The organism is Dickeya sp. CFBP 2040, assembly GCF_012273755.1.
Lineage (GTDB): Bacteria > Pseudomonadota > Gammaproteobacteria > Enterobacterales > Enterobacteriaceae > Dickeya > Dickeya poaceiphila.
This window is the reverse complement of sequence record NZ_JAAVXH010000087.1, coordinates 379109-403155: the sequence shown is the minus strand read 5'-3', so window position 1 is coordinate 403155 and position 24047 is coordinate 379109. Positions and strand designations below refer to the sequence as shown.

Genomic DNA, 24047 nt, shown 5'->3' with positions numbered 1-24047 from the left:
GAATGCCATTTTTCTATAACCATTTAGGCTGAGGGAGGCTCAGTTACGTGTTGACGCTGCTGCATTTATTGTCCGCCATCGCGCTGCTGGTTTGGGGGACGCACATCGTTCGTACCGGGATTATGCGGGTGTACGGTGCCCGCTTGCGGCGGGCGATCAGTGATAGCGTAAGCCGCAAGCCGCTGGCCTTTCTCGCGGGTATTGGCGTGACAGCTCTGGTACAGAGTAGCAATGCAACTGCATTGCTCACGGTTTCTTTTGTGTCGCAGGGATTAATTGCGCTGGCGCCGGCGCTGGTGATTATTCTGGGTGCGGATGTGGGCACGGCGTTGATGGTGCGCGTGCTGACGTTTGATCTTTCCTGGTTATCGCCGTTGCTGATTTTTATCGGAGTCGTGTTTTTCCTTAGTCGTAAGCAGACCCGTGCCGGACAACTGGGGCGGATTGGCATCGGCCTGGGGTTGATTCTGCTGGCATTGGAATTGATTGTGCAGTCGGCGACGCCGATTACCCAAACCGCCGGGGTGAAGGTGCTGTTTTCCTCGCTGACCGGCGATGTGATGCTGGATGCGCTGGTTGGCGCCGTGTTCGCTATTGTGAGTTATTCCAGTCTGGCGGCGGTACTGCTGACCGCCACGCTGACCGCCAGCAATGTTATCTCGCTGGATGTGGCGTTGTGTCTGGTCATCGGTGCCAATCTGGGCAGCGGCATTGTGGCGCTGGCGAATGCCAGTGCACAAGGGGCGTTGGCGCGGCAGGTGGCGCTGGGGAGTATGTTCTTCAAACTGCTTGGCTGTATGCCGGCATTGCCGGCCATCGGCTATCTGGCGGATGGGATGGAGATGATGGCGTTGCCGGATGAGGAGCGGGTGATTTACTTCCACCTGTTTTACAACCTGGTGCGCTGTCTGTTGCTGTTGCCGTTTGCCGAACGTATGGCGGAACTGTGCAACAATCTGATTCGGGTTGAACCAGATCTTGATCCGCGATTGCGTCCCCGTCATCTGGATGCCAGCGCGCTGGATACGCCAACGCTGGCGCTGGCTAATGCCGCACGGGAAACGTTGCGCATTGGCGATGTGATAGAACAGATGCTGAAAATGTTTCAGGATATGCTGCAAGGCAATCGTCAGCAGGTACGCGAAATACGTAAACTCGATGACGATGTGGACGTGCTCTACAACGCTATCAAGCTTTATCTGGCGCAGATTGAAAAAGCTGGTTTGCACGAGCGTGATTCACGGCGCTGGGCGGAAGTGATCGAAATGGCGCTTAATCTGGAGCAGGCTGGCGATATCATCGAACGGGTGGTCTGCGATCTTGATGCTCATGCGCCGGATGGTTTGCGCGGTTTTTCAAACGCCGGACGCGATGAGCTTAATACTCTGTACGAACAACTGCTGAACAACCTGCGTTTGGGGATGTCGGTGTTTCTGTCGTCGGATATGACCAGCGCCAGACGGCTGCGCCGTGCCAAGCACCGTTTCCGTATTCTGAACCGGCGTTATTCGCTCGCGCATGTTGACCGGCTGCATCAGCAAAATGTGCAAAGTCTGGAAACCAGTTCGCTGCATCTTGGGCTGTTGGGCGATATGAACCGGCTGAATTCATTGTTCTGCGCGGTAGCGTATAACGTGCTGATGATAACGGAGGACGAGGATGACGGGCGGGAGGAATCCGCCGCTTCTGCGTAGTGTATGTAGCCTGCATAGTGTAGCCGTGGGGCTAAAACCACCAATGTAAAAATCCGAAACCCGCAGGGAGTTTCGGATGTTCCTGCCGCTAATACCGTGTGTCTATCATTCAAACAGATTGTGGTGCAGCGTCTGCACTACCTGCTCGGCATCGCTGGACGGTACCAGGAAGCACAGGTTATGGCTGCTGGCGCCGTAACAGATAAGGCGGATATTAAACGGTTCCAGCACGCCGAACACTTCTTTGCCGACGCCACGAGCCTGCGACAGTTGGTTGCCGATCAGCGCTACCAGCGACATATTCTCTTCCACTTCCACCCGGCACAGTGAAGACAGTTCGGTTAGCAGCGCGCTGGACAGCAGGCTGTCGCCTGTTGATGTCGAGCCTGTAGTATCCAGCGTCAACGCCACGCTGACCTCAGACGTGGTGATCAAATCCACCGAGATATTGTGACGGGCCAGAATACTGAACACTTCTGCCAGAAAACCGCGTGCGTGCAACATATTCAGGCTGTGCAGGGTCAGCAGTGTCTGCTTGCGGCGTAACGCCAGCGCGCGGAACAGCGGCGGGTTCGCGGTGTTGTTGCATACCAATGTGCCGCCGGCGGCAGGGTCTTTGCTGGAGCCGACAAACACTGGGATATCGCTGCGTACAGCTGGCAGCAGCGTCGCCGGATGCAGAACTTTAGCACCGAAGGTGGCCATTTCAGCCGCTTCTTCAAACGTAATCTGGTCGATACGATGTGCGGACGGCACCACGCGTGGGTCGGTGGTGTAGATGCCGGGAACGTCGGTCCAGATGTCGATGCGACTGGCGTTCAGCGCTTCGCCCAGCAGTGCGGCGGTATAATCGCTGCCGCCGCGGCCCAGTGTGGTGGTGCGGCCTTTGGCTTCGCTGCCGATGAAGCCTTGAGTGATGACCAGCCCCTGCGCCAGACGCGGCGTCAACTGGCTGCGGGTTAGTTCACCCAGCAGGTCGCAGTCTGGTTCGGCGCGGCCAAAACGGTCATTGGTACGCATGATCTTACGCACGTCGAACCACTCCGCTGCAACGTTGCGCTCGCGCAGGATTTCCACAAACAGCAGGGTGGACATCAGTTCGCCGTGGCTGACCAGTTCGTCGGTCAGCGCGTTAGACGTTGCCAGCGACGCGGCTTCCGACAGACGAGCCACATTGTTCAGCATACGGTCGATTTCCTCGCGGATCACGGCTGGCTGGTTAAGACGGTTGAGAATGGCGTATTGAATCTGGCTCAGTTTTTCCAGTTGTGCGGTGCGTTCATCCGGCGGCAAGCCTTCTGCCAGCGCCACCAGCAGGTTGGTTACGCCAGCAGAAGCGGACAAGACCACCACGCGTACCTGCGAGTCAGACAGCACGATGTCGGCGCTGCGATTCATGGCGTCGAAATCCGCGACGCTGGTGCCGCCGAATTTGGCGATAATCAGTGAGTTATTCGTATTAACAGACATTCAAAAAAACCTCGTGTCAGGGGCGTCATTGTCGTTATCGACAACAGCATTTCATCGTTAAGCCTTGGCACAAGGGAAGAGCGGTAAACAGGGGGCAGGCGTAGAAGTAGGAACTGGCTACGGCACACCCAGAAGCGCTCCACCTTGCTGATCGTTCCGCTTTGCGGAGCGATGCGGGTGACAACCCAGGGGATTCAGCCCCTGCAGTCGACAACGTAAACACCGTAGGTTACGTCTGTCTCGGCACCGCTCCCCCTCCGGTATCATCATCGGATACGGTTCCTCCGATACCTTGCCTGGGCGGCGCTCCTCTTCTGGCTTGCGCAACGTGTGCGCAAGTAGGCTTTTACAAATAGCGGGTAACGCGGCGGCTGTCAATCAACATTGGACCGGAGCGGAGCATTTCGCAAGAAAAGGGCTTCCCCGCACGGCGTTAAGGGATACAATCGGGAAAAAACGGGTGGGATTTGCCGCCTGTAGACCGACTTATTCTTAAACCGACTTGTTCTCAAACCGATTTGTTCTCAAACCAAAGAGTAGTGTGATGAAAAATATCAACCCGACGCAGACTGCCGCCTGGCAGGCATTGCAGCAGCATTTTGCCGCGATGAAAGAGGTTAAGATCAGCGACTTGTTCGCGCAGGAGCCTGATCGGTTCTCGCATTTTTCCGCTACGTTCGGCGATTTGATGCTGGTGGATTACTCCAAAAACCGCATCACCGCCGAGACACTGGAAAAACTGCAGGCACTGGCGCGTGAAACCGATCTGTCCGCTGCCATTAAGTCGATGTTTTCCGGCGAGAAAATCAACCGTACTGAAGATCGCGCTGTGCTGCATGTCGCGTTGCGCAACCGCAGCAATACGCCGATTATGGTTGACGGCAAAGATGTAATGCCGGACGTAAATGCAGTGCTGCAAAAGATGAAGCAGTTCAGCGAACGTGTGATTGGCGGTGAGTGGAAAGGTTATACCGGCAAGGCGATTACCGACGTGGTGAACATCGGCATCGGCGGGTCTGACCTGGGACCGTACATGGTGACCGAGGCGCTGCGTCCGTACAAGAATCACCTGACCATGCACTTTGTTTCCAACGTCGATGGCACCCACATCGCTGAAACCCTTAAGCGCGTTAACCCGGAAACGACGCTGTTTCTGGTCGCGTCCAAGACCTTCACCACGCAGGAAACCATGACCAACGCTCACAGCGCGCGTGACTGGTTCCTGAAAGCAGCCGGTGATGAAAAACATGTCGCCAAACACTTTGCCGCGCTGTCTACCAATGCCAAAGCCGTCGGCGAATTTGGCATCGACACCGACAACATGTTTGAATTCTGGGACTGGGTCGGTGGCCGTTACTCACTGTGGTCAGCTATCGGCCTGTCGATTGTGCTGTCTGTCGGTTTCAATAATTTCGAGCAATTGCTGAGTGGTGCGCACGCCATGGACCAGCATTTCGCTACCACCCCGGCTGAGAAAAACCTGCCGGTATTGTTGGCGTTGATCGGCATCTGGTACAACAATTTTTTTGGCGCGGAAACTGAAGCGATTCTGCCGTACGATCAGTACATGCACCGTTTTGCTGCTTATTTCCAGCAGGGCAACATGGAATCCAACGGTAAGTACGTTGATCGCAACGGCAAGGCGGTGGATTACCAGACCGGCCCGATCATCTGGGGCGAGCCGGGCACTAACGGCCAACATGCGTTCTATCAGTTGATCCATCAGGGGACCAAGCTGGTGCCGTGCGACTTTATCGCGCCGGCGATGACCCATAACCCGCTGAGCGACCACCATAGCAAGCTGCTGTCGAACTTCTTCGCGCAGACTGAGGCGCTGGCGTTTGGTAAATCCCGCGAGGTGGTGGAAGCCGAGTTTGCAGCGGCAGGCAAGTCTGCCAACGATGTTGAGCACGTGGCACCGTTTAAAGTATTTGAAGGCAACCGCCCGACCAACTCCATCCTGCTGCAGGAAATCACGCCGTACAGCCTGGGGGCGCTGATCGCGCTTTACGAGCACAAGATTTTCACGCAGGGCGCTATCCTGAATATCTTCACCTTCGATCAGTGGGGTGTTGAATTGGGCAAACAGCTGGCTAATCGTATCCTGCCGGAATTGCAGAATGACAGTATCGTCAGTAGCCACGACAGCTCTACCAATGGGCTTATCAACCGCTTCAAACAGTGGCGTGCGTAATGACGGCGTTGTCGTAATACCTGTCTGTCATACCAACAGGCCCCGATTCCGGGGCCTGTTGGTTTGTGGGTGGCGTGATCGCCGTCATGGCGACAGAAATAGTTGTTGCGTGAACAATCACTGCCATCCTGATGGTGGTAACATGAGACCGTTTCAGCATAAGTTTTCGGTTGTCGGGTCGGGTTAGCCCGGCTTCGGCCAGTGTATCGATTATCACGGAGAGAAGAATGCGGATTCGTATACTGATGGGATTGGCTGCCATCACTTTACTGGCAGGATGCAGCACCAATAACGAACTCAGTGCTGCTGGTCAGGCGGTACGTTTTACCGACAGTAAACCCGCGGCGCAGTGCCAGCTGTTGGGTAGCGTTACCGGCACGCAATCTAACTGGTTGTCGGGCAGTGGCAATGAAGGCAGCTCAATGCGCGGCGCGGCGAACGATCTGCGTAACAAGGCGGCGGCGATGGGCGGCAACGTGATTTATGGCGTGAGCACGCCGAGCCAGACGTTCCTGTCCAGCTTCGCGCCGCTGGACAGCAAGATGCAGGGACAGGTTTATAAGTGCCCCTGATAGTGCAGGCCGTCAGCGTCATGGGGGAATGCCAGTGACGCTGACGGTGTTTCAGCCCTGATTTTCCTGGCGCATACCAATATCCAGCAGTGTTTTGCTGGCCTCGCCGCCGATTTCTCTCGTCAGACTTGGCACCAGATACCCTGATACCCGTGCCATCAACGCTTTGATCAACGCGCGCGCTTCGTCATCCGGCACTAAAAAATGCGCAGCACCCTGTACCTTATCCAGTACATGCAGGTAGTAGGGCAGAATGCCGGCATCGAATAAGGCGTTACTCAGTGCAGCCAGCGTATCGGCATTATCGTTGATGCCACGCAACAACACGCTTTGGTTAAGCAGCGTCACTCCTGCCCGATGCAGACGCGCCATGCTCTCGGTGAGTTCTGCGTTGATTTCATTGGCGTGATTGATGTGGGTGACCAGCACGACACGCAGCGATGAGCGTGCCAGCCGTTGGCAGAGTTCAGCGGTGATACGTGCGGGAATCACCACCGGCAGGCGGGTATGGATGCGTAACCGCTTCAGGTGGGGAATGTGCTCCAGTTCGGTCAACAGCCAGTCCAGTTCGTGATCTTTGGCCATCAGCGGGTCGCCGCCGGAAAAGATGATTTCATCCAACTGCGGGTGCTGGCGGATATAATCCAGCGCCTGACGCCAGTTAGCTTTGTTGCCTTGATTGTCCTGATAGGGAAAATGGCGGCGGAAACAGTAACGGCAGTTAACCGCACACCCGCCTTTTACCAGCAACAGAGCGCGATTGTGGTATTTGTGCAGTAACCCTGGCACGACGCTGTGTTGTTCATCCAACGGGTCGTGGCTAAAGCCGGGGGTGACAATAAACTCGTCCTGGGCGGTCAGCACCTGCAACAACAGCGGGTCCTGGGCATTGCTGGGCTGCATCCGGGCGGCGAAAGCGCGCGGCACTCGCAACGGAAACAACTTGCGGGCATCGCGTCCGGCAGCCAGTTGCGGGTGGCTATCTAATGCCAAAAGTCGCAGCAATTCATCAGGATCGGTAATAACATCGGTGAGTTGCTGCAACCAATCTTCTCTGGAAGGTATATTTAGGGTTACAATGTGTGCCATTTTTTTGGCTAAGTACCAGTATTAATAATAGAGGGCCATCATGGCGACTTATTCTAGCAACGATTTCCGTTCCGGTCTTAAAATCATGTTCGAGGGCGAGCCGTATGCTATCGAATCCAGTGAATTTGTGAAACCGGGTAAAGGCCAGGCGTTTGCCCGTGTCAAAATGCGTCGTCTGTTGACGGGTTCCCGCGTTGAGAAAACCTTCAAATCTACCGATTCGGCAGAAGGTGCTGACGTGATGGATACCAACATGAACTACCTGTATAACGACGGTGAGTTCTTCCATTTCATGCACCCTGAAACTTTCGAACAGCATCAGGTTGAAGCGAAAACCGTGGGTGATGCGGCTAAGTGGCTGCAGGACAATGCCGAGTGTATCGTTACCCTGTGGGATGGTCGTCCGATTGCTGTTCAGCCGCCGAACTTTATCGAAGCTGAAATCACCGATACCGATCCGGGCCTGAAAGGGGATACCGCAGGTACTGGTGGTAAGCCTGCCACGCTGTCTACAGGCGCTGTGGTGAAAGTGCCGTTGTTCGTACAGATTGGTGAAGTGATCAAGGTTGACACGCGTTCCGGCGAATATGTCTCCCGCGTGAAATAATCTTCTCAGCGCGTAGACTGTCCTGTGGGCAGTTTACGCGTTGCAATTCCATTGATATCCCGTCTGAAAAATTCTCTCACACAACCTGAACGTTCCCTGATGGTATTTTATCCTGACTGACGTAATAATGCCGCGTCTTGGTTAAGGAGAGAATTATGTCCCCACTTATCATCACAGTATTCATGCTGACACTCAGTAATGTATTCATGACCTTTGCCTGGTACGGGCACCTTCGCTATTTCAGTGGCCGTACCTGGATGGTGGCGGCGCTGGTCAGTTGGGGGATTGCGCTATTTGAATACCTGTTGCAAGTACCTGCTAACCGTATCGGTTATCAGGTAGCCTCAGCCGGGCAACTGAAAATTTTGCAGGAAGTGATCAGCCTGTCGGTATTTATTCCTTTCTCGATAATTATTCTCAAAGAACCCTTCCGGACTGACTATATTTGGGCCGGTTTGTGTCTGCTGGGTGCGGTATTCTTTATGTTCCGCGACAAAATTATGGGCTGATTACCGGTAACGTTATCTATTAAAAATAGCCGGTATAACTACCGGCTGAAAATACGTTGACGAACGAACGTCTCATTGCGGGAAATAAGTATATTAAAACGGTGTTTTATTGATTTCCCGCAATGTGTTGAACCAATCCGATTATTTCCCTGCACCCACGTTCGTATTAATCCAGATTAATTTTTCGGTTTGAAAACCGTTGCGTTGAGCGGTTGCCAGCAATGCCTGTTTGACGAGCGGAGGGAGTTCGGGGGTGCGGGACAATATCCACAGATAATCGCGGTTTGGCCCGCATACCAACGCGTAACGATAGTCGCTGTCCAGCGCAATCACGTTGTAGCCGCCATAAAATGGCCCAAAGAATGACACTTTCAACGCAGCGCGCTGCGGCGAGCCGGTGAAATAAGCTTTGCCGATACTTTCGCGCCAGGCCCGTTTAACCGGGTCGAAGCCACGGTTGGCCACGGTAATCCCGCCGTCCTCTCGCGGGCTGTAGGTGGCGGTGACCTGTTCCAGACCACGCTCGAAGCGGTTGTCCAGTCTGGCAATTTCATACCAGGTTCCCATATAGCGGGAAGGCTCGAAGTTATCCACGACCTGAACGCCTTGCGGCGGCGTGGTGCTACACGCGGTCGTAAACAGTGCGATAAACGACGTCAGCAATACACGCCAGTGCTTCATGTTCAGCTTCCTTTTCCTGTTGGTTCACTGGTTTAACAGTAGGAAACGGAATGCAATGATGCAATAAAAAAACGGCCCGCGCACTGCGCGGGCCGTGAAGCATGTTGAGGTGGCGCTTATTACAGCGTAGCCACACCAATGATAGTAACGACCGAGAGGATCGCCGCCAGGCCGTAGAACACCCATTTACCAGCCGGTACATGGATCTTCAGGTCATGCATGGCGTGATGGATACGGTGCAGACCGCACCACAGCGGCAGTACGATCATCAGCAACAGGAACGCACGGCCAATCAGGCTGTGGCTGAACGCAGCGATACGATCATAGGTCAGCGCCTGAGGGAACACGCCCAGCGGCAACAAAATCCCGATAAGCAGGATGATAACCGGCGCGAACATCGCGCTCCACATGCCGCCTGCGCCGAACAGGCCCCAGAACGGTGGTTCGTCGGAACGTTTGGGTTGTTGATTACTCACGAGATTCCTCCTGTTCAGAACAGCAAGGCGATGGCCAGCACCGCCAGCGTGATGACCACAGTGGCCGCCCACAGTCCTTTAACGACCGGCTCTGGCCCCATTTTTTCATCGTTTACGATGATGATGGAGGCCTTCGGTGCCAGTTCAAACCAGGTCTTGGTGTGCAACACCGCCGCCAGCAAGGCGATAATGTTGAGCAGCAATACCAGCGGGTTTTGCAGGAAGCCGATAAACTGGCTCCAGCCTTCCGGGCCGGCTTTGAGCGAAAACACGCCATGCAGCAGGACGATGCTGAACCAGACCGCAGGCACCGCAGTGCCTTCGCGCAGCATATAGAAACGGTAGAAACCGAGCTTCTGCCACCAGGTGGGCGTCATGCCACGGACATACGCTTTACGTTTGGTGATCATTTGTTGCCTCCCTTATTGTGGTCTCAGCATGGCGATCATGAAGTCTTTGGCGCTTTCCACCTTGCTCTGCTGGATAGCCGCCGCCGGATCGACGTGCTTCGGACACACTTCGGAGCAGTAACCCACGAAGGTACAAGACCAGACGCCGTTGTCGCTGTTCAGTTGCGGCATACGCTCTTTCTTACCGTGGTCGCGGTCGTCCAGGTTGTAACGGTGTGCCAGCGTGATTGCGGCAGGACCGATGAACTCCGGATTCAGGCCGAATTGCGGGCAGGCGGCGTAGCACAGCCCACAGTTGATGCAGCCGGAGAACTGATGGTATTTCGCCATCTGCGCCGGTGTCTGCTTGTTCGGGCCTTGGTCCGGCGTACGGTTGTTGCCGATGATATAGGGCTTGATGGCTTCCAGACTTTCGATGAAGTGGGTCATGTCCACCACCAGGTCGCGTTCAATCGGGAAGTTGCCCAGCGCTTCAACCTTTATGCCGCTGCTGGCATAGTCACGCAGGAAGGTTTTACAGGCCAGTTTCGGCACGTTGTTGACCATCATGCCGCAGGAACCGCAAATCGCCATACGGCAGGACCAGCGGTAAGACAGGTCCGGCGCCAGGTTGTCCTTAATGTAGCCGAGCGCATCCAGCAGCGAGGTTTCGCGGGTATACGGCACGTCGTAGGTTTCGAAATGCGGTGCGTTATCCTGCTCCGGGTTATAGCGCATGACTTCCATTTTCAGGGTTTGCATATCAGCCATTCGCTTGCTCCTTCTTGTTTTTCTCCTGAGCTTCCGCTTCGGCGCCGTAAACGCGTTTTGCCGGCGGCAGCTTAGTGATCTTCACATCGCTGTATTCCAGGCGTGGGGCGCCTTCCGGGTTATAGAACGCCAGCGTGTGCTTCAGGAAATTGACGTCATCACGCTCGGTGCAGCCTTCATCGAGACGCTGGTGCGCGCCGCGTGATTCTTTGCGGTTGATGGCGGAATGCGCCATACACTCGGCGACATCCAGGCTGTGACCCAGTTCGATGGTGTAGAGCAGATCGGTGTTGAACACGCTGGAATGGTCAGTGATTTTCACGCGTTTGAAGCGTTCTTTCAGCTCGGCCAGTTTATCGACGGTTTTCTGCATCAGGTCGGTGGTACGATAAATACCGCAGCCTTCTTCCATCGACAGCCCCATTTCGTCGCGGATTTTGGCCCAGCTTTCGGTACCTTCCTGCTTCATCAACGTGTGCAGACGTTGTTCCACATCTTTAGCCTGTGCATCCAGCGCGCTGGTATTGGCCGGTGCGGCGGACTGCGAGCGTTCCACGGCTTTTTCACCGGCGAGGCGGCCAAACACTACCAGTTCCGCCAGCGAGTTGGAGCCGAGGCGGTTGGCGCCGTGCAGACCGACGGATGAGCATTCGCCGACGGCGAACAGGCCCTGAATACGGGTTTCGCACTGCTGGTCGGTTTCGATGCCGCCCATGGTGTAGTGCGCGGTGGGGCGAATCGGAATCGGTTCTTTCACCGGGTCAACGCCGACGTAGGCTTTTGCCAGTTCGCAAATAAACGGCAGACGCTCTTTCAGTTTCTTCTCACCCAGATGACGCAGGTCGAGGTAGACCACATCGCCCAGCGGGGTCGGCACAGTGCGTCCGGCGCGCCATTCGTGCCAGAAGGCTTGCGAAACTTTGTCACGCGGACCCAGTTCCATGTATTTGTTTTTCGGCTCGCCCAGCGGCGTTTCCGGCCCAAGGCCGTAGTCTTGCAGATAGCGGTAGCCGTCTTTGTTGACCATGATACCGCCTTCGCCACGGCAGCCTTCGGTCATCAGAATACCGGAACCCGGCAGGCCGGTAGGGTGGTACTGTACGAATTCCATATCACGCAGCGGTACGCCGTGACGGAAGGCCATGCCCATGCCGTCGCCGGTAACGATGCCGCCGTTGGTGTTGTAGCGATAGACGCGACCGGCACCGCCTGTTGCCATCACGATGGCGTTGGCGCGGATCTGAATTAACGACCCTTCCATCATGTTGATGGCAACGACCCCACGGGCATGTCCGTCATCCACCAGGATGTCCAGCACGAAATGCTCGTCGAAACGCTGAATCTGCGGGTATTTCAGAGAGGTCTGGAACAGGGTGTGCAGCATGTGGAAGCCGGTTTTATCCGCAGCAAACCAGGTGCGTTCGATCTTCATTCCACCGAAACGGCGTACGTTGACCGAGCCATCCGGCTTACGGCTCCACGGGCAACCCCACTGCTCAAGCTGGGTCATTTCGCGCGGACAATTCTGCACGAAGTGATCCACCACGTCCTGTTCACATAACCAGTCGCCCCCGGCCACGGTGTCGTGGAAGTGGAAGTCGAAGCTATCGTGATCTTGTGTGACTGCCGCTGATCCCCCTTCTGCGGCCACGGTGTGGCTACGCATCGGGTAGACTTTGGAAATTAGCGCAATCTTGAGTTGGGGATTCGCTTGCGCCGCAGCAATCGCGGCCCGTAAACCTGCTCCCCCGGCCCCGATAATGGCCAAATCGGCATTAAAGGTTTGCACTACATGCCTCCAGTTACTTAAGTTAAATAAATTAAATTAAGAAAATAATATGAAATACAACGTCGTCACTTATTTTCCGTTTTAATTTCCAGGACAGTAATCGAGTGAAAAAATATCCGGCCAACCTACTTATTAAAGAGAGATTCAATCACCCTTTTTTTGTATGGGAATGATTATAGCGATTTGCAGATGCATGAAATTTGATGTGATCCAGTATTTTGCTGTTTTTTAAAATCTGCACGGACATATTCCGGAAAACGTGACGGAATATATGATTTATTCATAAATAGTACTTTTATTTCTTTAATAATCTCGACAAACCAAATAGATGAAAATCTTCAGCTGGATAAATTTGTCTGGCTGGGATGATGCGGGTAGACTGCACCTCCAGTTTGAGTGTGGAGTGGAAATCATGAGCGAAACAGCCAGTTGGCAGCCGAGTGCCCCCGTCGCCAATCTGTTAAAGCGGGCGTCGATAATGAAAGAAATCCGACGTTTCTTTGCAGACCGCGGTGTGCTGGAAGTGGAAACGCCAGCCATGAGCCAGGCGACGGTGACGGATGTGCATCTGTCTGCGTTTCAGACCCACTTTGTCGGTCCCGGTGCCGCCGATGGTATGGCGCTGTATCTGATGACCAGCCCGGAATACCACATGAAACGCCTGCTGGCTGCGGGTAGCGGGCCGATTTATCAACTGTGCCGCAGTTTTCGCAACGAAGAGTCTGGCCGTTATCATAACCCTGAGTTCACCATGCTGGAGTGGTATCGCCCGCACTACGATATGTACCGGCTGATGAACGAAATGGATGACCTGTTGCAACAGGTACTAGAGTGCGACGGCGCCGAAATGCTGTCTTATCAGCAGGCGTTCCAGCGTCATCTGGAAGTGGACCCGCTATCGGCGGATAAAGCGCAACTGCGTGAAGTCGCGGAGAAAATCGGCGTCGGTGATGTGGCAAATCGGGAAGAGGACCGCGACACGCTGTTGCAGTTGTTATTCGCATTTGGCGTGGAGCCGCAGATTGGCCGCGACAAACCGGCGTTTGTCTACCATTTCCCGGCCACACAGGCTTCACTGGCGGAAATCAGCACCGAGGATCACCGGGTGGCGGAGCGGTTTGAGGTATATTACAAAGGCATCGAACTGGCTAACGGTTTTTGCGAACTGACGGACAGCAAAGAGCAGCGTCAACGCTTCGAGCAGGATAACCGCAAGCGCGCCGCGCGTGGTTTGCCGGTACAACCGATTGATGAGAACTTGCTGGCGGCGCTGGCCGCGGGTATACCGCCGTGTTCCGGCGTGGCGGTAGGCGTAGATCGTCTGGTGATGCTGGCGCTGAACGCCGAGTCTATCGGCGAAGTGATAGCGTTTACGGTTGATCGCGCCTGAGGCTGCTTTTCCTATTATTCATTCGTCTGGCTAAAAACCACGGAAGCCATCGCTTACCGTGGTTTTCTTTTTCAGCGAAATGACAACGGTATTCAGCGAAATCACAACTGCGGCGTAATATCACTTAAGCGTAATTACAACCCGCCTGCGGTTCGCGTTGTGGTCGCGGCGTTGCGCCCGGCAATTTGTACTGAGTCCATCCGCACCTGGAACGGTGGGAATGGCATCACCAGATTGTGTTCGCGGTAGCTTTCCAGAATCAACTGATGCAGTTCATGGCGTAGCGGCATCCGGTGACCCATTTCTGCGGCGAAAATACGCAGTTCGAAAATCTGGATACCCTGATGCAGGTCCACCAGAAACACTTCCGGTGGGGGATTATCCAGCACCAGCGAACAGTGTTTCACCGCATCTCGCAGTAGTGTGGTGACCTCCTGCGTACTGGCATCGGCAGGGGCGGGGATGGTCAGCACCACGCGGGTGACCGAGTCAGACAGCGACCAGTTGATGAACTGTTCGGTGATAAAAGCTTTGTTGGGTACGATGATCTCTTTGCGATCCCAGTCGGAAATGGTGGTGGCGCGGGTGTTGATGCGCATCACACTGCCGGTCAGATCGCGGATAGTCACGGTATCGCCGATGCGAATCGGTTTTTCGAACAAGATGATCAGGCCAGAGATGAAGTTGGCGAAGATCTCCTGTAAGCCGAACCCCAGCCCTACGCCGAGTGCCGCCACCAGCCACTGCAATTTTGACCATTCGATACCGATCAGCGAGAATCCCATCAACCCACCCACCAGCATCATCAGGTACTTGCTGATGGTGATAATGGCGTAGCCGGTGCCGGGCGACAGTTCGATATGCTGCAATACTGCCAGCTCCAGTAGCGCGGGCAGGTTGCGCACCAGTTGCGCTGTGATAACAAACACCAGCAGCGCAATCAGCACCGAGCCAAGGGTAATCGGCTGTACGCTCTCCACCCCTTTCACCGTGCTGGTGACGTCCCACAGGCTGATATTCTCCAAAAACGCAAAAGCGGAATGGATTTCCGACCACAGGGCGATGACCGATACCAGTGCTATCAGCGTCAGGATTGATCGCACCAGCTTCAGCGAACGGGCGCTGATGGCGTCCAGGTCCACCACCGGTTCTTCTACCACGTCTGCACTGGCTTCGTGTGACGAGGGTGGGACCTCTTCCTCACCTCTGGCGCGTTGCGCCAGTATGTCCGCCCGGCGCTGTCTGGCGCGATCAAAGGCGATGCGGCGGCGTTGAATCAGCATCCAGCGGCGGATGATGTGATAAATCACCAGCAGGAAAAACCAGATGGCGACCGAGGTTTCCAGCCGCGCCAGCAACGCCTGCGAGGTGGTGAGATAGCCCAGGCAGGACGCTAGTGCAGCAATCAGCGGAATGCAGATCATCAGGTTCCACATTGCGCGGTTCACCGGGTTTTCGCCGGCGCCTTCCTTATCCAGATACAGCGGAATACCGGCGCGTTTCAGGCTGGTGGTCACCAGACTCAGCGCCATACACAGCAGGATAAAACACAACCGCCCCAGCGTACTGGAAAACTCCCGGTCATTAAGGTTATCGAAGGTGATGAGCGCCATGACCAGCGGCACGATAAAACCGATGGAGAGACGGTAGTAGCGCATGGCGCGCGCCACCTGCTTCGGCGACCAGCCGAAATGCACGATGAACAGCCCCTGACGGTGAGAAAACGCAGCGCCGATCATCATGACCCACATCAGCGGTACGGTGGCGGTCACGCTATCGCCGATGGCGACGGCGACCGGGTAAGGCCAGGCGTTTTGCAGACCGTAGCCGAGCGCGGCCCACAGCACCGGCAGCGGCATCGCCACCATCACCGACCAGAATACCGTGCGCAGCGTCAGCATGAAGTAGTCGAGGGTGACCTTGCCGACCCGGCTGCTGGCGCGTTCCAGAAAGGCATGGTAATGGCGGCGCGAGCTGATACTCAGCCCGACCAGCAGCAACGCGCCCAGTAGCGGCAACAGCGTGCTCTGGCTGGTGACCATCATCAGCATGGCGCTGCTGAGTTGGGTGAGGGTATCCAGCGACAACAGGCGTGACAGGTCGCGCAGCAGGTGGAGCGGGTAGGCGAAACCAACCGGGTCAACATCCGCCACCCAAAACAGATAGCGATGCGCCGCGTCGCGGATCTCAATCAACGCGTCTTCCAACTGGTTGCTGGCGACTTTCAGCTTGGTCAGTTCCAGAATTTGCGTGTCGCAACCGGAAATCAGCGATGTGAGCAGATCGCGCTGGGTACGTTGCTGATCGTTGACGATCTTTTGTTGAGCGGCGGTCAACGGGGCGCCGTTGTCCTGTCGGGCCGGTTCGCTGGTCGCCGGCAGCTTGTTGAGCTGATCTTCATAATGTAAACGCTGGGCGCGCAGTTGCGCCATGTCGCCGTCCAGTTGCTGGGGTTTGGGCATTTCCGGCAACCTTGCTACCTGCGCGCGCAGCGTCTCCCCCAGCGCCGGCGATGAGCCGAGCCATTGCGCCTGTTCGCGTAGCGTGCTCAGCGCCTGGCGCACCTGTAGCGTTTGGGTGGCGGTCTGGCGCTGGCGGGACGCTATCTGATCCATGCGCTGCGCCTGCTGGTTAAGCGCCAGTGAAAGTTCACGGTTGGTTTGCAGCAGACTGGCGACCACGGCAGGTAACTGACCTTCCTGTTCCGCCAGTTGCTCGGTTCGTTCCATCGCTTGTTCCGCCTCGCGCTGGCGCAACGTGTTCAGCGTGCTGCGCAACAGCTGGAGTTGGTTGTCCAGCCGGTCACGCCGCTTTTTGTAGACATCTGCCTGCAGGCGCGAGAGTTCCTGACGGTTGCTGGCGGAAAGCTGTGCCAGCTCCAGCTCTTCCAGTCGGCTTTTACGCAACGCCGCTTCGGCCTGTAGCGCGGCCAATTGCGCCTGACCTAATGGCGTGGCGGGATTACCCAGCGCCTGTACGCGCCGTTCGACGTCGCTCAGCGCGCGGTTGGCTTCGGTTTGCTGCTGCGGTATCTGGGCTAGCGAATCACTGATTTCTCGCTGATGGTCCTGTTCCTGTTGTAACTGGCGGCTTTGTTCCAGCAACTGGCTGCTGAGCTGGACGATCTGCTGTTCCAAATCGTTGACCGATGTGGTTTTGGGCGGCGCTGCCGGTTTGGCATCTTCCGCATCCAACTGCTGGCGCAAGTCGCGGGTGAGCTTGGGAAAGTCGTCAATCGCACGCTGGTACTGGTCGGCTCGCTGGCGGGTTTCCCGGCGTTCGTCCAGCAGTCGCAACGCCGATTGCAGCTCTTTGACGATATCGGCTTGCACCGGGGAGTTTTTGTTGATTTCCGCCTGCTGCAGATCCTGTTTCAGTTGCGTTTCATCAGGCAACTGGGCAGCCAGCGATGTGGTTGATAACAGGCATCCCATCAGGAAAATCAGAATCAAACGCACGGCTGGCCTCCTCAGGTATAGTGATGGGGTCAGGGGGTGGTGTTGCTGTCGCTGTCGTTGGCGGCGCTCATGCGTGCCCGAACATCCTCATCCAGTGCTTCGGCCATGGCTTCACCCATGCGCGTGACGCTCCGGCTAGCCAGTCCAGACATTAACTGTACACGGTCTTTAGCGAACAGGTTAATGACCGTGGAGCCGAGTTTGAAACGGCCCATTTCGTCGCCTTTTTCCAGAATGACGGCGTCTTCGCCTTCCAGCGGATAGGCCCAGCGTTTGATGATGCCTTCGCGCGGCGGCGTGATAACGCCAGCCCACACGGTTTCGATACTGCCGACGATGGTCGCGCCCACCAGAATCTGCGCCATTGGCCCGAATGGCGTATCGAACAGGCAGATGACGCGTTCGTTGCGGGCAAACAGGTTCGGCACGTTGGCGGCGGTCAGCGGGTTAACGGAAAACAGGTCGCCCGGCACGTAAATCATGTCGCGCAAAATGCCGTCACACGGCATATGCACACGGTGGTAATCGCGCGGCGAAAGATAAGTCGTGACGAACACGCCGTCGCGGAACAGGTCGGCGAGAATGACATTGCCGGCCAGCAGTGCTTCCAGCGAATAGTTGTGCTGTTTGGCTTGCAAGATCTGAAGATCGTCGATGGTGCCGAGCTGAGAGATAGCGCCGTCGGCGGGGAACACCAGCCGATTTGCCAGCGGATCAACCGGGCGAATACCCGGTTTCAGCGGGCGAACAAAAAAGTCGTTGAACGTACGGTAGGATGCGGCGTTGGGTTGCTGCGCTTCCTGCATATTGACCTTGTAGATGCGCGCAAACAGTTCAATCACCAGCCTGGTAAGCAGGCCCGCCTGACGGTTAGCCCCCCAACCAGCCAATTGCGTCAGCCAGACCTTCGGGAGCAGATGTTGTAGAGCAATCTTGATTCTGTCCAGCACAGTGAGCCTCGTCGTTTTTTTAAGGGTACGCCGTAAAAAAGGGCGCATTGTAGCGATGGATACAATAAATGTCAGTTATCTGGAGCAGAAAAGGATTTACGCGTTTTTACCTGCGCCATGCTTTCAAGAATGCGGTGGTAGTTGTCGAAACGCTCTGGCGCTATCTCCCCGCGTTCCAGCGCAGCGCGAATAGCGCAGCCAGGGTCGGTATCGTGTTTGCAGTCGCGGAATTTGCAACTGCCCAGATAGTCACGGAATTCGATAAAACCGCGCGTGACTTGCTCCGGCTCCAGATGCCACAGGCCGAACTCACGTACGCCCGGCGAGTCGATGACATCGCCACCGTGGGGGAAGTGATACAAGCGAGCGGCGGTGGTCGTGTGCTGACCCAATCCAGACGCATCGGACACGTCATTGACCAGAATTTTGGCGTCGTCAGGGTAGAGCAGGGCATTAAGCAGGCTCGATTTGCCGACGCCGGACTGCCCGGCGAAGATACTGACGCGGCCAGTCAGCGCGGCTTCCAGCTCGGCAAGCCCTTGTTGGGTATGACTTGAAACCATCAACACCCGATAACCGAGATGACGGTAGATATCCATCACCTCTTCGACAAATGCCCGGCCTTCGTTATCCAGCAGATCGGTTTTGTTCAGCACGATCAACGGTTCAACGTCCAGTGTTTCGCAAGCGACCAGATAACGGTCGATAATATTGAGCGACAACTCCGGCAAAATGGCGGAGACAATCACAATCTGGTCGATGTTGGCGGCAATAGGTTTGAGACCGTCATAGTAGTCCGGGCGGGTCAGCACCGACTGACGCGGGTGCACCGCTTCGACGATGCCGCTGATACCGGCCAGCGTTTCGTTGCCGGCACGCCAGACGACCCGGTCGCCGGTGACCAGCGAATGAATAGTGCGGCGAATATTGCAGCGGTGCAGCTCGCCGTCCGGCGCTTCCACATCCGCGTGCATACCGAACCGGCTGATGATGATGCCTTCCTGCGGTTCGCCCAGTTGGTTGTCATCCCACTCGACCTTGCTGTCGGCGTGCTTCAGGCGGCGCTGATGGTTGGCACTGACCCGACGTTGCTGACCTTTTGACAGTTTCTTTTTACTCACGCAGTCTCTCTTGGTTCGGCGCTTATCGCCGGTGGCGATGGAAGCGACTATAATACACGCTATTTTATTTTAATTAACCGCTGCCGGGCCTGTCAGCCTGCTGGCGGCGAAACCTCGATGGGAATGGCAACGATGGTAAATGAAAACAACCTGATCTGGATCGATTTGGAAATGACGGGGCTGGATCCTGAACGGGATCGGATCATTGAGATCGCAACACTGGTGACTGATGCCAACCTGAATGTACTGGCAGAAGGCCCGACGCTGGCGGTGCATCAGTCTGACAGCCAACTGGCGCTGATGGATGACTGGAACGTACGCACTCACACCGGCAGCGGGTTGGTGGATCGGGTCAAATCCAGCACGTATGACGACCGTGCCGCCGAATTGGAAACTATTGCGTTCCTGCAACAATGGGTACCGGCGGGCAAATCGCCGATTTGCGGCAACAGTATCGGGCAGGATCGCCGTTTCCTGTTCCGTTACATGCCGGAACTGGAAGCTTACTTCCACTACCGTTATCTGGACGTCAGCACGCTCAAGGAACTGGCGCGCCGCTGGAAGCCGGAGATTTTGACAGGCTTTAAGAAGCGCAATACCCATCAGGCGCTGGACGATATCCGCGAATCGGTAGCGGAACTGGCGTACTACCGCGAACACTTTATTCAGTTGTAACGGCTGCCGGGGTAATGGCTGCATGAGATGTCAGTCGTGTCGGCGTGGAAAATGCGCTAAAACTCCTGGTATTGCAGGTATTTTCAGCGCATTGTTGATTTTGTCGGCACTTGAACGACATTTTTTGTCAGGGGGGTTGCGAGAGAAAAAGTTTCTCGTATAATTCGCTCCCCGTAACGACAGCAAATTACGTTACGTCACACCCCTGCGGGAATAGCTCAGTTGGTAGAGCACGACCTTGCCAAGGTCGGGGTCGCGAGTTCGAGTCTCGTTTCCCGCTCCAAATTTCATCGTGCAGATACTCAAATTTGCATGATGCAGAAAACCACCGAAAGGTGGTTTTTTTGTGCCTGCCGTTTGGTGTTTCAGGTGTACGATATCCAGCACCGGGCGCGCCGGTGCTGGATATCGTCAATAATCGCCATCTGGAAATTAACCTGCTGGTGCCATCCTGCTGGCTGTCAATACTTACAACCCGGCCTGACTTTCACCTTTACGCTGGATTAAACCGGCACACCGTTACAAGCCCGTTTTTCCGACTGGACGTACGAATTGATCGTTGGTGATCAACAGCGCAGTGTCGGCTGCAATGCTCGCCGGACTCGCGCACATCTGGGGCTATCTTGCGATAACCATACACAGCCCCTCCCCTTAACGGCGAAGGGACCAGCCGCACCGACTTCTGGGTTAACGTTTCGACAAATCAGTTTGGCGGTGCAATCGTATAATTGGGCATCTCGTGGAAAAATTGCGCTGTAGATGTATAAAGCATCATGTTTAGGTTGTCATTTTGACCTTTTATGATGCCGTGTATGACTCCCGATGTACTCACCACTGGTCCGCCGGAATCGCCTGGGCTTGTCAGACCGCCAAAGTCGGGAGTTGCGGCACGAAGTCCCTGGACTGTCACGGGATAGCCCGCGGGAATGCGTGCATCCGTCCAATCGCACAACACGTCGGTCATGAATCCGCTCGTGCAGAAGCGGTTAGTTGAGGGCGCGGGGGCGTGGTCGGTGACAGCGATCGCAACAAGCCCACCCTCTCGCGACCGGTAGAGCGCTGATCGCGAGAGCAGTACCTTGCCTACCGCAAGCGGTTCGTATCTCGGAACGATTGTGCAATGAATTCCTGTTGATGGCGCGTCACAGTGCCGGTAGACATGCCGCACAGGTTCCACGCGAATCAATTCGAGATCTGAAACGTCCGACTTCCAGGAAACATAGCCGATATCCGCCCCATTCACGGACACCGTGCTGTTGTAGTCACCACAATGCCCTGCAGTCAGAACGAACCTGACCGCTCTCCGATATGGAGTCAAGTTGGCCCAACCGCCTGTTTGCTTGAGCACAAGACCGGCGGTGCACTGGTTGCCAAGGCTCATCGTCAGAACGGTACCGCCGACAACTGGCTGCTGGAGTCTGGCCGGATCAATGGCAAGCGCCGAGCCAGAGGCAAGGGAGGCCAGGATGCCAGCCGCGATCAAAGAGGCGCGATGCGCACTTCCCATTTGCTTTTGTGACACATCTCGACGCACGGAACAAATATTCATCATGTTTTTCCTACAAGGTGTTGGGGCAAGGTGTTGAGAGAAATTATACTTAAAGTATAGTAATTCCCTGCCGATTAGCTATTTTTTAGGCGGGAGGAGTCGCTGAAGTAATATAAAAAATTGATTATAAATAAATTTTATTGGATGGCGTGCCGTCATGGACCAACCTCCGCATTAGAGAAGGTCTGAACAAAGCAGCCTGATCTGCCACAATCGATCAACTAACCGAGCGGACGATCTCGATGCAACTGGCCTTTGGTGAAGCGACTACACTAGGCTGGATAAGTGCGAGTGAGCCTATGCCAATCCTACGACAGCGTCGCGCACCTCTTGCCCCGGCTACATTACGTCGTTGTTGATCTTCACGACAAATTCATAACCTGGTTCTACCTCTCATCGCATTCCCGTTTCTGCTGATTTACTATACTTGCCAAAATCTATGGCTAATTGGTGAAAATTCAGGGGCTTGTTCTTGATGCCTTCTGATTGGTACACACCTTCGCGGAATCAAGGCAGGTTAGTGTGAACAATTTCAATCACTCCGTTTTCCATCGGGCTCTGGGGCTGATGGCGGTTTGTGTTTTGGCTTATCATGTGCAGGCGCAGGCTGACGACCCGTTATTGAGTCATCCGGCTCATCCTACACAGATGTCGGCCTCGGCTGACAATCAGGCCAATCAGGCGCGCGGGATGCTGGTGGCGGTGGATCAGGCGACCATTTCCAGCGATCTGGCCGGGCGCATTGTGGAAATGCCGTTCAGAGAAGGGGAGTCGTTCAAAAAAGGCGACCTGCTGGCGCGTTTTGACTGTGCCATCTATCAGGCGCAGTTGGCGGCATCGCAGGCGGCGATGCGGGCGGCGGAAGCGGAGCTGAGTCAGAACCAGCAACTGGCGGAACTCAAATCGGTGGGCAGGCACGCCGTGGCTTTATCTGCTGCGCGTTTGGCGCAGGCGCAGGCGGAAAGTCAGGTCTATCAGATTCAGGTCAGCCGCTGCCGTATTCTGGCGCCGTTTGACGGTCAGGTGGTCAGGCGTCGTGCTCAGGCGTATGAAAGCGTGGCGCCGGGCGCACCGGTGTTGGATATCGTCAACAATCGCCATCTGGAAATTAACCTGCTGGTGCCATCCCGCTGGCTGCCAATACTTAAAACCGGCCTGACTTTCACCTTTACGCCGGATGAAACCGGCACACCGTTACAAGCCCGTGTATCCCGACTGGGCGCGCGAATTGATGAAAGTAGCCAGACCCTCAGCCTGACGGGAGTGATTGAAACCAAAGATGCCGCGCTGATGGCTGGGATGAGCGGCACAGCACATTTTCCGGAGAAGCCGTGAGCACTACGCCCCCCGTTTCCAGCGAACGTATCTTCGCCCGTTTTCTCGACATTGAACGTCAGGCGCGTTCGGCAGATACCGTTGAAGCGCTGGCTTACTGTATGGTTAACGACAGCCAGACGCTGTTTGGCTTTCGTCATGCCGCGTTGGTGATCAACGGCACGGTGCGAGCGGTGACCGGCGTGACCCAGCCTGCGCCTCATGCGCCCTTTGTGGCGTTTGTTGAGCGCGCTTGTCGGCAACTGCTGCAAGAGCCGCAATATGCGCAGTGTGCGGTGGTGGAGGCGACAGCGTTAGATGATCAAAGCCGTAACGACTGGCTGGCGTTGTCAGCGCCCGAAGTGCTGTGGACGCCACTGAAAGATAAGCAAGGGCGTCTGTTTGGCGGCATCTGGTATGCCCGTGAGCAACCCTGGCAGCCCGCTGAGCAGTTGCTGGCAGACCAACTGGCCCACGCATTCAGCCATGCCTGGCTGGCGCTGGAACCGCAACAACAACAGCTGTGGCGACGCACTCGCTGGCGCTGGAAGCTGGCTATACCCGCCTTGCTGGTGGTCGGGTGCCTGTTTATTCCGGTACGTCAATCGGTGTTAGCGCCGGCAGAGGTGATTCCGCTCAACGGGCGTGTGGTTGCCGCGCCGCTGGATGGGGTGATTCAGGCATTTGCCGTCCAGCCGAATCAGAGTGTGCGTAAAGGCGATGTACTGGTGCGTTTCGACGATACCACGCTAAAAGCGCAGGCCGATGTGGCTGAACGGGCATTGAACGTGGCAGAAGCGGAATTCCGTGCCAGTTCGCAGCGCGCTTTTCAGGATGCCGACTCCAAGGCCCGGCTGGATTTTCTTGCCGCACAGGTGGCGCAAAAGCGTGCCGAACGCGATTATGCCAACGCCTTGCTGAGCCGCACTGAAATTCGCGCGGAGCGGGACGGCATTGCGGTATTTGCCGACGCCGAACGCTGGACCGGTAAACCAGTCCGCACCGGCGAACGGCTGATGGATTTGGCCGACCCGGCTTCCGTCTCTCTGCGAATTGAACTGGATGTCGGCGATGCCATTCGGCTGGAGCCGGATGCACCGATCACCTTGTTTCTTGATAGCGATCCGATAACGCCGCATGGCGCGCTGCTGGATCGTATTGCTTATGAATCGGAACCAACCCCGTCGGGTAACCTGGCTTACCGGCTGGACGCACGTTTTACTGGCGAACCGCCACGTATCGGGTTGCGCGGTACGGCGAAAATTTCTGGTGAATATGTACCGCTGGCGGTGTACCTGTTCCGGCGACCGCTCGCCGTATTACGTCAGTCGGTTGGATTATGACGGGTG

20 protein-coding genes, 1 tRNA gene and 1 riboswitch are annotated in these 24047 nt (G+C 55.8%); of the genes, 10 read left to right on the top strand and 11 right to left on the bottom strand.

The features are described from left to right. Positions 1-47: 47 nt before the first annotated feature. Positions 48-1694 carry a Na/Pi cotransporter family protein gene (locus Dpoa2040_RS13455; RefSeq protein ID WP_168641571.1) on the top strand — a complete coding sequence of 549 codons (1647 nt, stop codon included), beginning with the start codon at positions 48-50 and terminating at the stop codon, positions 1692-1694. 105 nt (positions 1695-1799) lie between these two features. Here the strand turns inward: Dpoa2040_RS13455 and lysC are convergent, their stop codons facing one another. Beyond that, positions 1800-3164 carry a lysine-sensitive aspartokinase 3 gene (gene lysC, locus Dpoa2040_RS13450; RefSeq protein WP_168641570.1) on the bottom strand — a complete coding sequence of 455 codons (1365 nt, stop codon included), beginning with the start codon at positions 3162-3164 and terminating at the stop codon, positions 1800-1802. A gap of 124 nt (positions 3165-3288) precedes the next feature. After that, a riboswitch (Lysine riboswitch) is annotated at positions 3289-3486 on the bottom strand. A 222-nt stretch (positions 3487-3708) separates the two neighbouring features. Between lysC and pgi the strand changes: the two genes are divergently transcribed. Together pgi and Dpoa2040_RS13440 are read left to right on the top strand one after the other, a co-directional pair. After that, positions 3709-5358, top strand: a complete 1650-nt coding sequence (gene pgi / locus Dpoa2040_RS13445; RefSeq protein WP_168641569.1) for a glucose-6-phosphate isomerase — start codon at positions 3709-3711, stop codon at positions 5356-5358. A gap of 227 nt (positions 5359-5585) precedes the next feature. Continuing rightward, on the top strand, positions 5586-5930 hold the full coding sequence (locus Dpoa2040_RS13440) for a DUF4156 domain-containing protein (protein ID WP_042873029.1): 345 nt from the start codon (positions 5586-5588) through the stop codon (positions 5928-5930). Positions 5931-5981: 51 nt separating this feature from the next. Here the strand turns inward: Dpoa2040_RS13440 and epmB are convergent, their stop codons facing one another. Beyond that, positions 5982-7019, bottom strand: coding sequence for an EF-P beta-lysylation protein EpmB (epmB, locus tag Dpoa2040_RS13435; RefSeq protein WP_168641568.1), 1038 nt, complete (start codon positions 7017-7019; stop codon positions 5982-5984). 40 nt (positions 7020-7059) lie between these two features. Between epmB and efp the strand changes: the two genes are divergently transcribed. Together efp and Dpoa2040_RS13425 are read left to right on the top strand one after the other, a co-directional pair. Next, positions 7060-7626: an elongation factor P gene (gene efp, locus Dpoa2040_RS13430; protein ID WP_042873025.1), complete on the top strand. Its 567-nt coding sequence runs from the start codon at positions 7060-7062 to the stop codon at positions 7624-7626. 155 nt (positions 7627-7781) lie between these two features. Beyond that, positions 7782-8135 carry a DMT family protein gene (locus Dpoa2040_RS13425; protein ID WP_022635071.1) on the top strand — a complete coding sequence of 118 codons (354 nt, stop codon included), beginning with the start codon at positions 7782-7784 and terminating at the stop codon, positions 8133-8135. A 141-nt stretch (positions 8136-8276) separates the two neighbouring features. Here Dpoa2040_RS13425 and blc read toward each other — a convergent pair whose 3' ends face one another. From blc to frdA, 5 genes are all read right to left on the bottom strand, one after another. Continuing rightward, positions 8277-8816: an outer membrane lipoprotein Blc gene (blc, locus tag Dpoa2040_RS13420; RefSeq protein ID WP_042873023.1), complete on the bottom strand. Its 540-nt coding sequence runs from the start codon at positions 8814-8816 to the stop codon at positions 8277-8279. Positions 8817-8935: 119 nt separating this feature from the next. After that, positions 8936-9292: a fumarate reductase subunit FrdD gene (frdD, locus tag Dpoa2040_RS13415; protein ID WP_042873020.1), complete on the bottom strand. Its 357-nt coding sequence runs from the start codon at positions 9290-9292 to the stop codon at positions 8936-8938. 14 nt (positions 9293-9306) lie between these two features. Further along, positions 9307-9702 (bottom strand): fumarate reductase subunit FrdC, encoded by a 396-nt coding sequence (gene frdC, locus Dpoa2040_RS13410; protein ID WP_042873019.1) that lies wholly within the window; start codon positions 9700-9702, stop codon positions 9307-9309. A gap of 12 nt (positions 9703-9714) precedes the next feature. Further along, on the bottom strand, positions 9715-10452 hold the full coding sequence (locus tag Dpoa2040_RS13405) for a succinate dehydrogenase/fumarate reductase iron-sulfur subunit (protein ID WP_168641567.1): 738 nt from the start codon (positions 10450-10452) through the stop codon (positions 9715-9717). Then, complete coding sequence (gene frdA / locus Dpoa2040_RS13400; RefSeq protein ID WP_042873015.1) at positions 10445-12241, bottom strand: fumarate reductase (quinol) flavoprotein subunit; 1797 nt, start codon at positions 12239-12241, stop codon at positions 10445-10447. Before frdA ends, Dpoa2040_RS13405 begins: the two co-directional genes overlap by 8 nt. A 412-nt stretch (positions 12242-12653) precedes the next feature. Here frdA and epmA point away from each other — a divergent pair, with 412 nt between their 5' ends. Next, positions 12654-13631, top strand: a complete 978-nt coding sequence (gene epmA, locus Dpoa2040_RS13395; protein WP_168641566.1) for an elongation factor P--(R)-beta-lysine ligase — start codon at positions 12654-12656, stop codon at positions 13629-13631. Positions 13632-13765: 134 nt separating this feature from the next. Here the strand turns inward: epmA and mscM are convergent, their stop codons facing one another. From mscM to rsgA, 3 genes are all read right to left on the bottom strand, one after another. Continuing rightward, entirely contained in the window at positions 13766-17089 is a 3324-nt protein-coding gene (gene mscM, locus Dpoa2040_RS13390) for a miniconductance mechanosensitive channel MscM (RefSeq protein ID WP_168641565.1), read from the bottom strand. Positions 17090-17118: 29 nt separating this feature from the next. Further along, on the bottom strand, positions 17119-18039 hold the full coding sequence (gene asd / locus Dpoa2040_RS13385; RefSeq protein WP_168641564.1) for an archaetidylserine decarboxylase: 921 nt from the start codon (positions 18037-18039) through the stop codon (positions 17119-17121). 71 nt (positions 18040-18110) lie between these two features. Next, positions 18111-19160 carry a small ribosomal subunit biogenesis GTPase RsgA gene (rsgA, locus tag Dpoa2040_RS13380; protein WP_168641563.1) on the bottom strand — a complete coding sequence of 350 codons (1050 nt, stop codon included), beginning with the start codon at positions 19158-19160 and terminating at the stop codon, positions 18111-18113. 132 nt (positions 19161-19292) lie between these two features. On the opposite strand from rsgA, the gene orn reads away from it, so the two are divergent. Then, the gene (gene orn / locus Dpoa2040_RS13375) at positions 19293-19835 is read left to right on the top strand and encodes an oligoribonuclease (RefSeq protein WP_168641562.1); all 543 of its coding nucleotides are present in this window, start codon (positions 19293-19295) and stop codon (positions 19833-19835) included. Positions 19836-20042: 207 nt separating this feature from the next. Next, a tRNA-Gly gene (locus tag Dpoa2040_RS13370) sits at positions 20043-20118 on the top strand. A gap of 420 nt (positions 20119-20538) precedes the next feature. Here the strand turns inward: Dpoa2040_RS13370 and Dpoa2040_RS13365 are convergent. Continuing rightward, positions 20539-21387 carry a hypothetical protein gene (locus Dpoa2040_RS13365; protein ID WP_168641561.1) on the bottom strand — a complete coding sequence of 283 codons (849 nt, stop codon included), beginning with the start codon at positions 21385-21387 and terminating at the stop codon, positions 20539-20541. Between the two features lie 519 nt (positions 21388-21906). Here Dpoa2040_RS13365 and Dpoa2040_RS13360 point away from each other — a divergent pair. Together Dpoa2040_RS13360 and Dpoa2040_RS13355 are read left to right on the top strand one after the other, a co-directional pair. Further along, a complete protein-coding gene (locus Dpoa2040_RS13360; RefSeq protein WP_168641560.1) occupies positions 21907-22719 on the top strand; it encodes an efflux RND transporter periplasmic adaptor subunit in 813 nt (270 codons plus the stop codon). Then, on the top strand, positions 22716-24041 hold the full coding sequence (locus Dpoa2040_RS13355; RefSeq protein WP_168641559.1) for an HlyD family efflux transporter periplasmic adaptor subunit: 1326 nt from the start codon (positions 22716-22718) through the stop codon (positions 24039-24041). Before Dpoa2040_RS13360 ends, Dpoa2040_RS13355 begins: the two co-directional genes overlap by 4 nt. The last annotated feature ends 6 nt before the right edge of the window (positions 24042-24047 follow it).

Coding starts and splice junctions, on each gene's coding strand:
- lysC (WP_168641570.1), bottom strand. CDS start 3,164: ATGTCTGTTAATACGAATAACTCACTGATTATCGCCAAATTCGGCGGC.
- pgi (WP_168641569.1), top strand. CDS start 3,709: ATGAAAAATATCAACCCGACGCAGACTGCCGCCTGGCAGGCATTGCAG.
- Dpoa2040_RS13440 (WP_042873029.1), top strand. CDS start 5,586: ATGCGGATTCGTATACTGATGGGATTGGCTGCCATCACTTTACTGGCA.
- epmB (WP_168641568.1), bottom strand. CDS start 7,019: ATGGCACACATTGTAACCCTAAATATACCTTCCAGAGAAGATTGGTTG.
- efp (WP_042873025.1), top strand. CDS start 7,060: ATGGCGACTTATTCTAGCAACGATTTCCGTTCCGGTCTTAAAATCATG.
- Dpoa2040_RS13425 (WP_022635071.1), top strand. CDS start 7,782: ATGTCCCCACTTATCATCACAGTATTCATGCTGACACTCAGTAATGTA.
- blc (WP_042873023.1), bottom strand. CDS start 8,816: ATGAAGCACTGGCGTGTATTGCTGACGTCGTTTATCGCACTGTTTACG.
- frdC (WP_042873019.1), bottom strand. CDS start 9,702: ATGATCACCAAACGTAAAGCGTATGTCCGTGGCATGACGCCCACCTGG.
- Dpoa2040_RS13405 (WP_168641567.1), bottom strand. CDS start 10,452: ATGGCTGATATGCAAACCCTGAAAATGGAAGTCATGCGCTATAACCCG.
- epmA (WP_168641566.1), top strand. CDS start 12,654: ATGAGCGAAACAGCCAGTTGGCAGCCGAGTGCCCCCGTCGCCAATCTG.
- orn (WP_168641562.1), top strand. CDS start 19,293: ATGGTAAATGAAAACAACCTGATCTGGATCGATTTGGAAATGACGGGG.
- Dpoa2040_RS13365 (WP_168641561.1), bottom strand. CDS start 21,387: ATGATGAATATTTGTTCCGTGCGTCGAGATGTGTCACAAAAGCAAATG.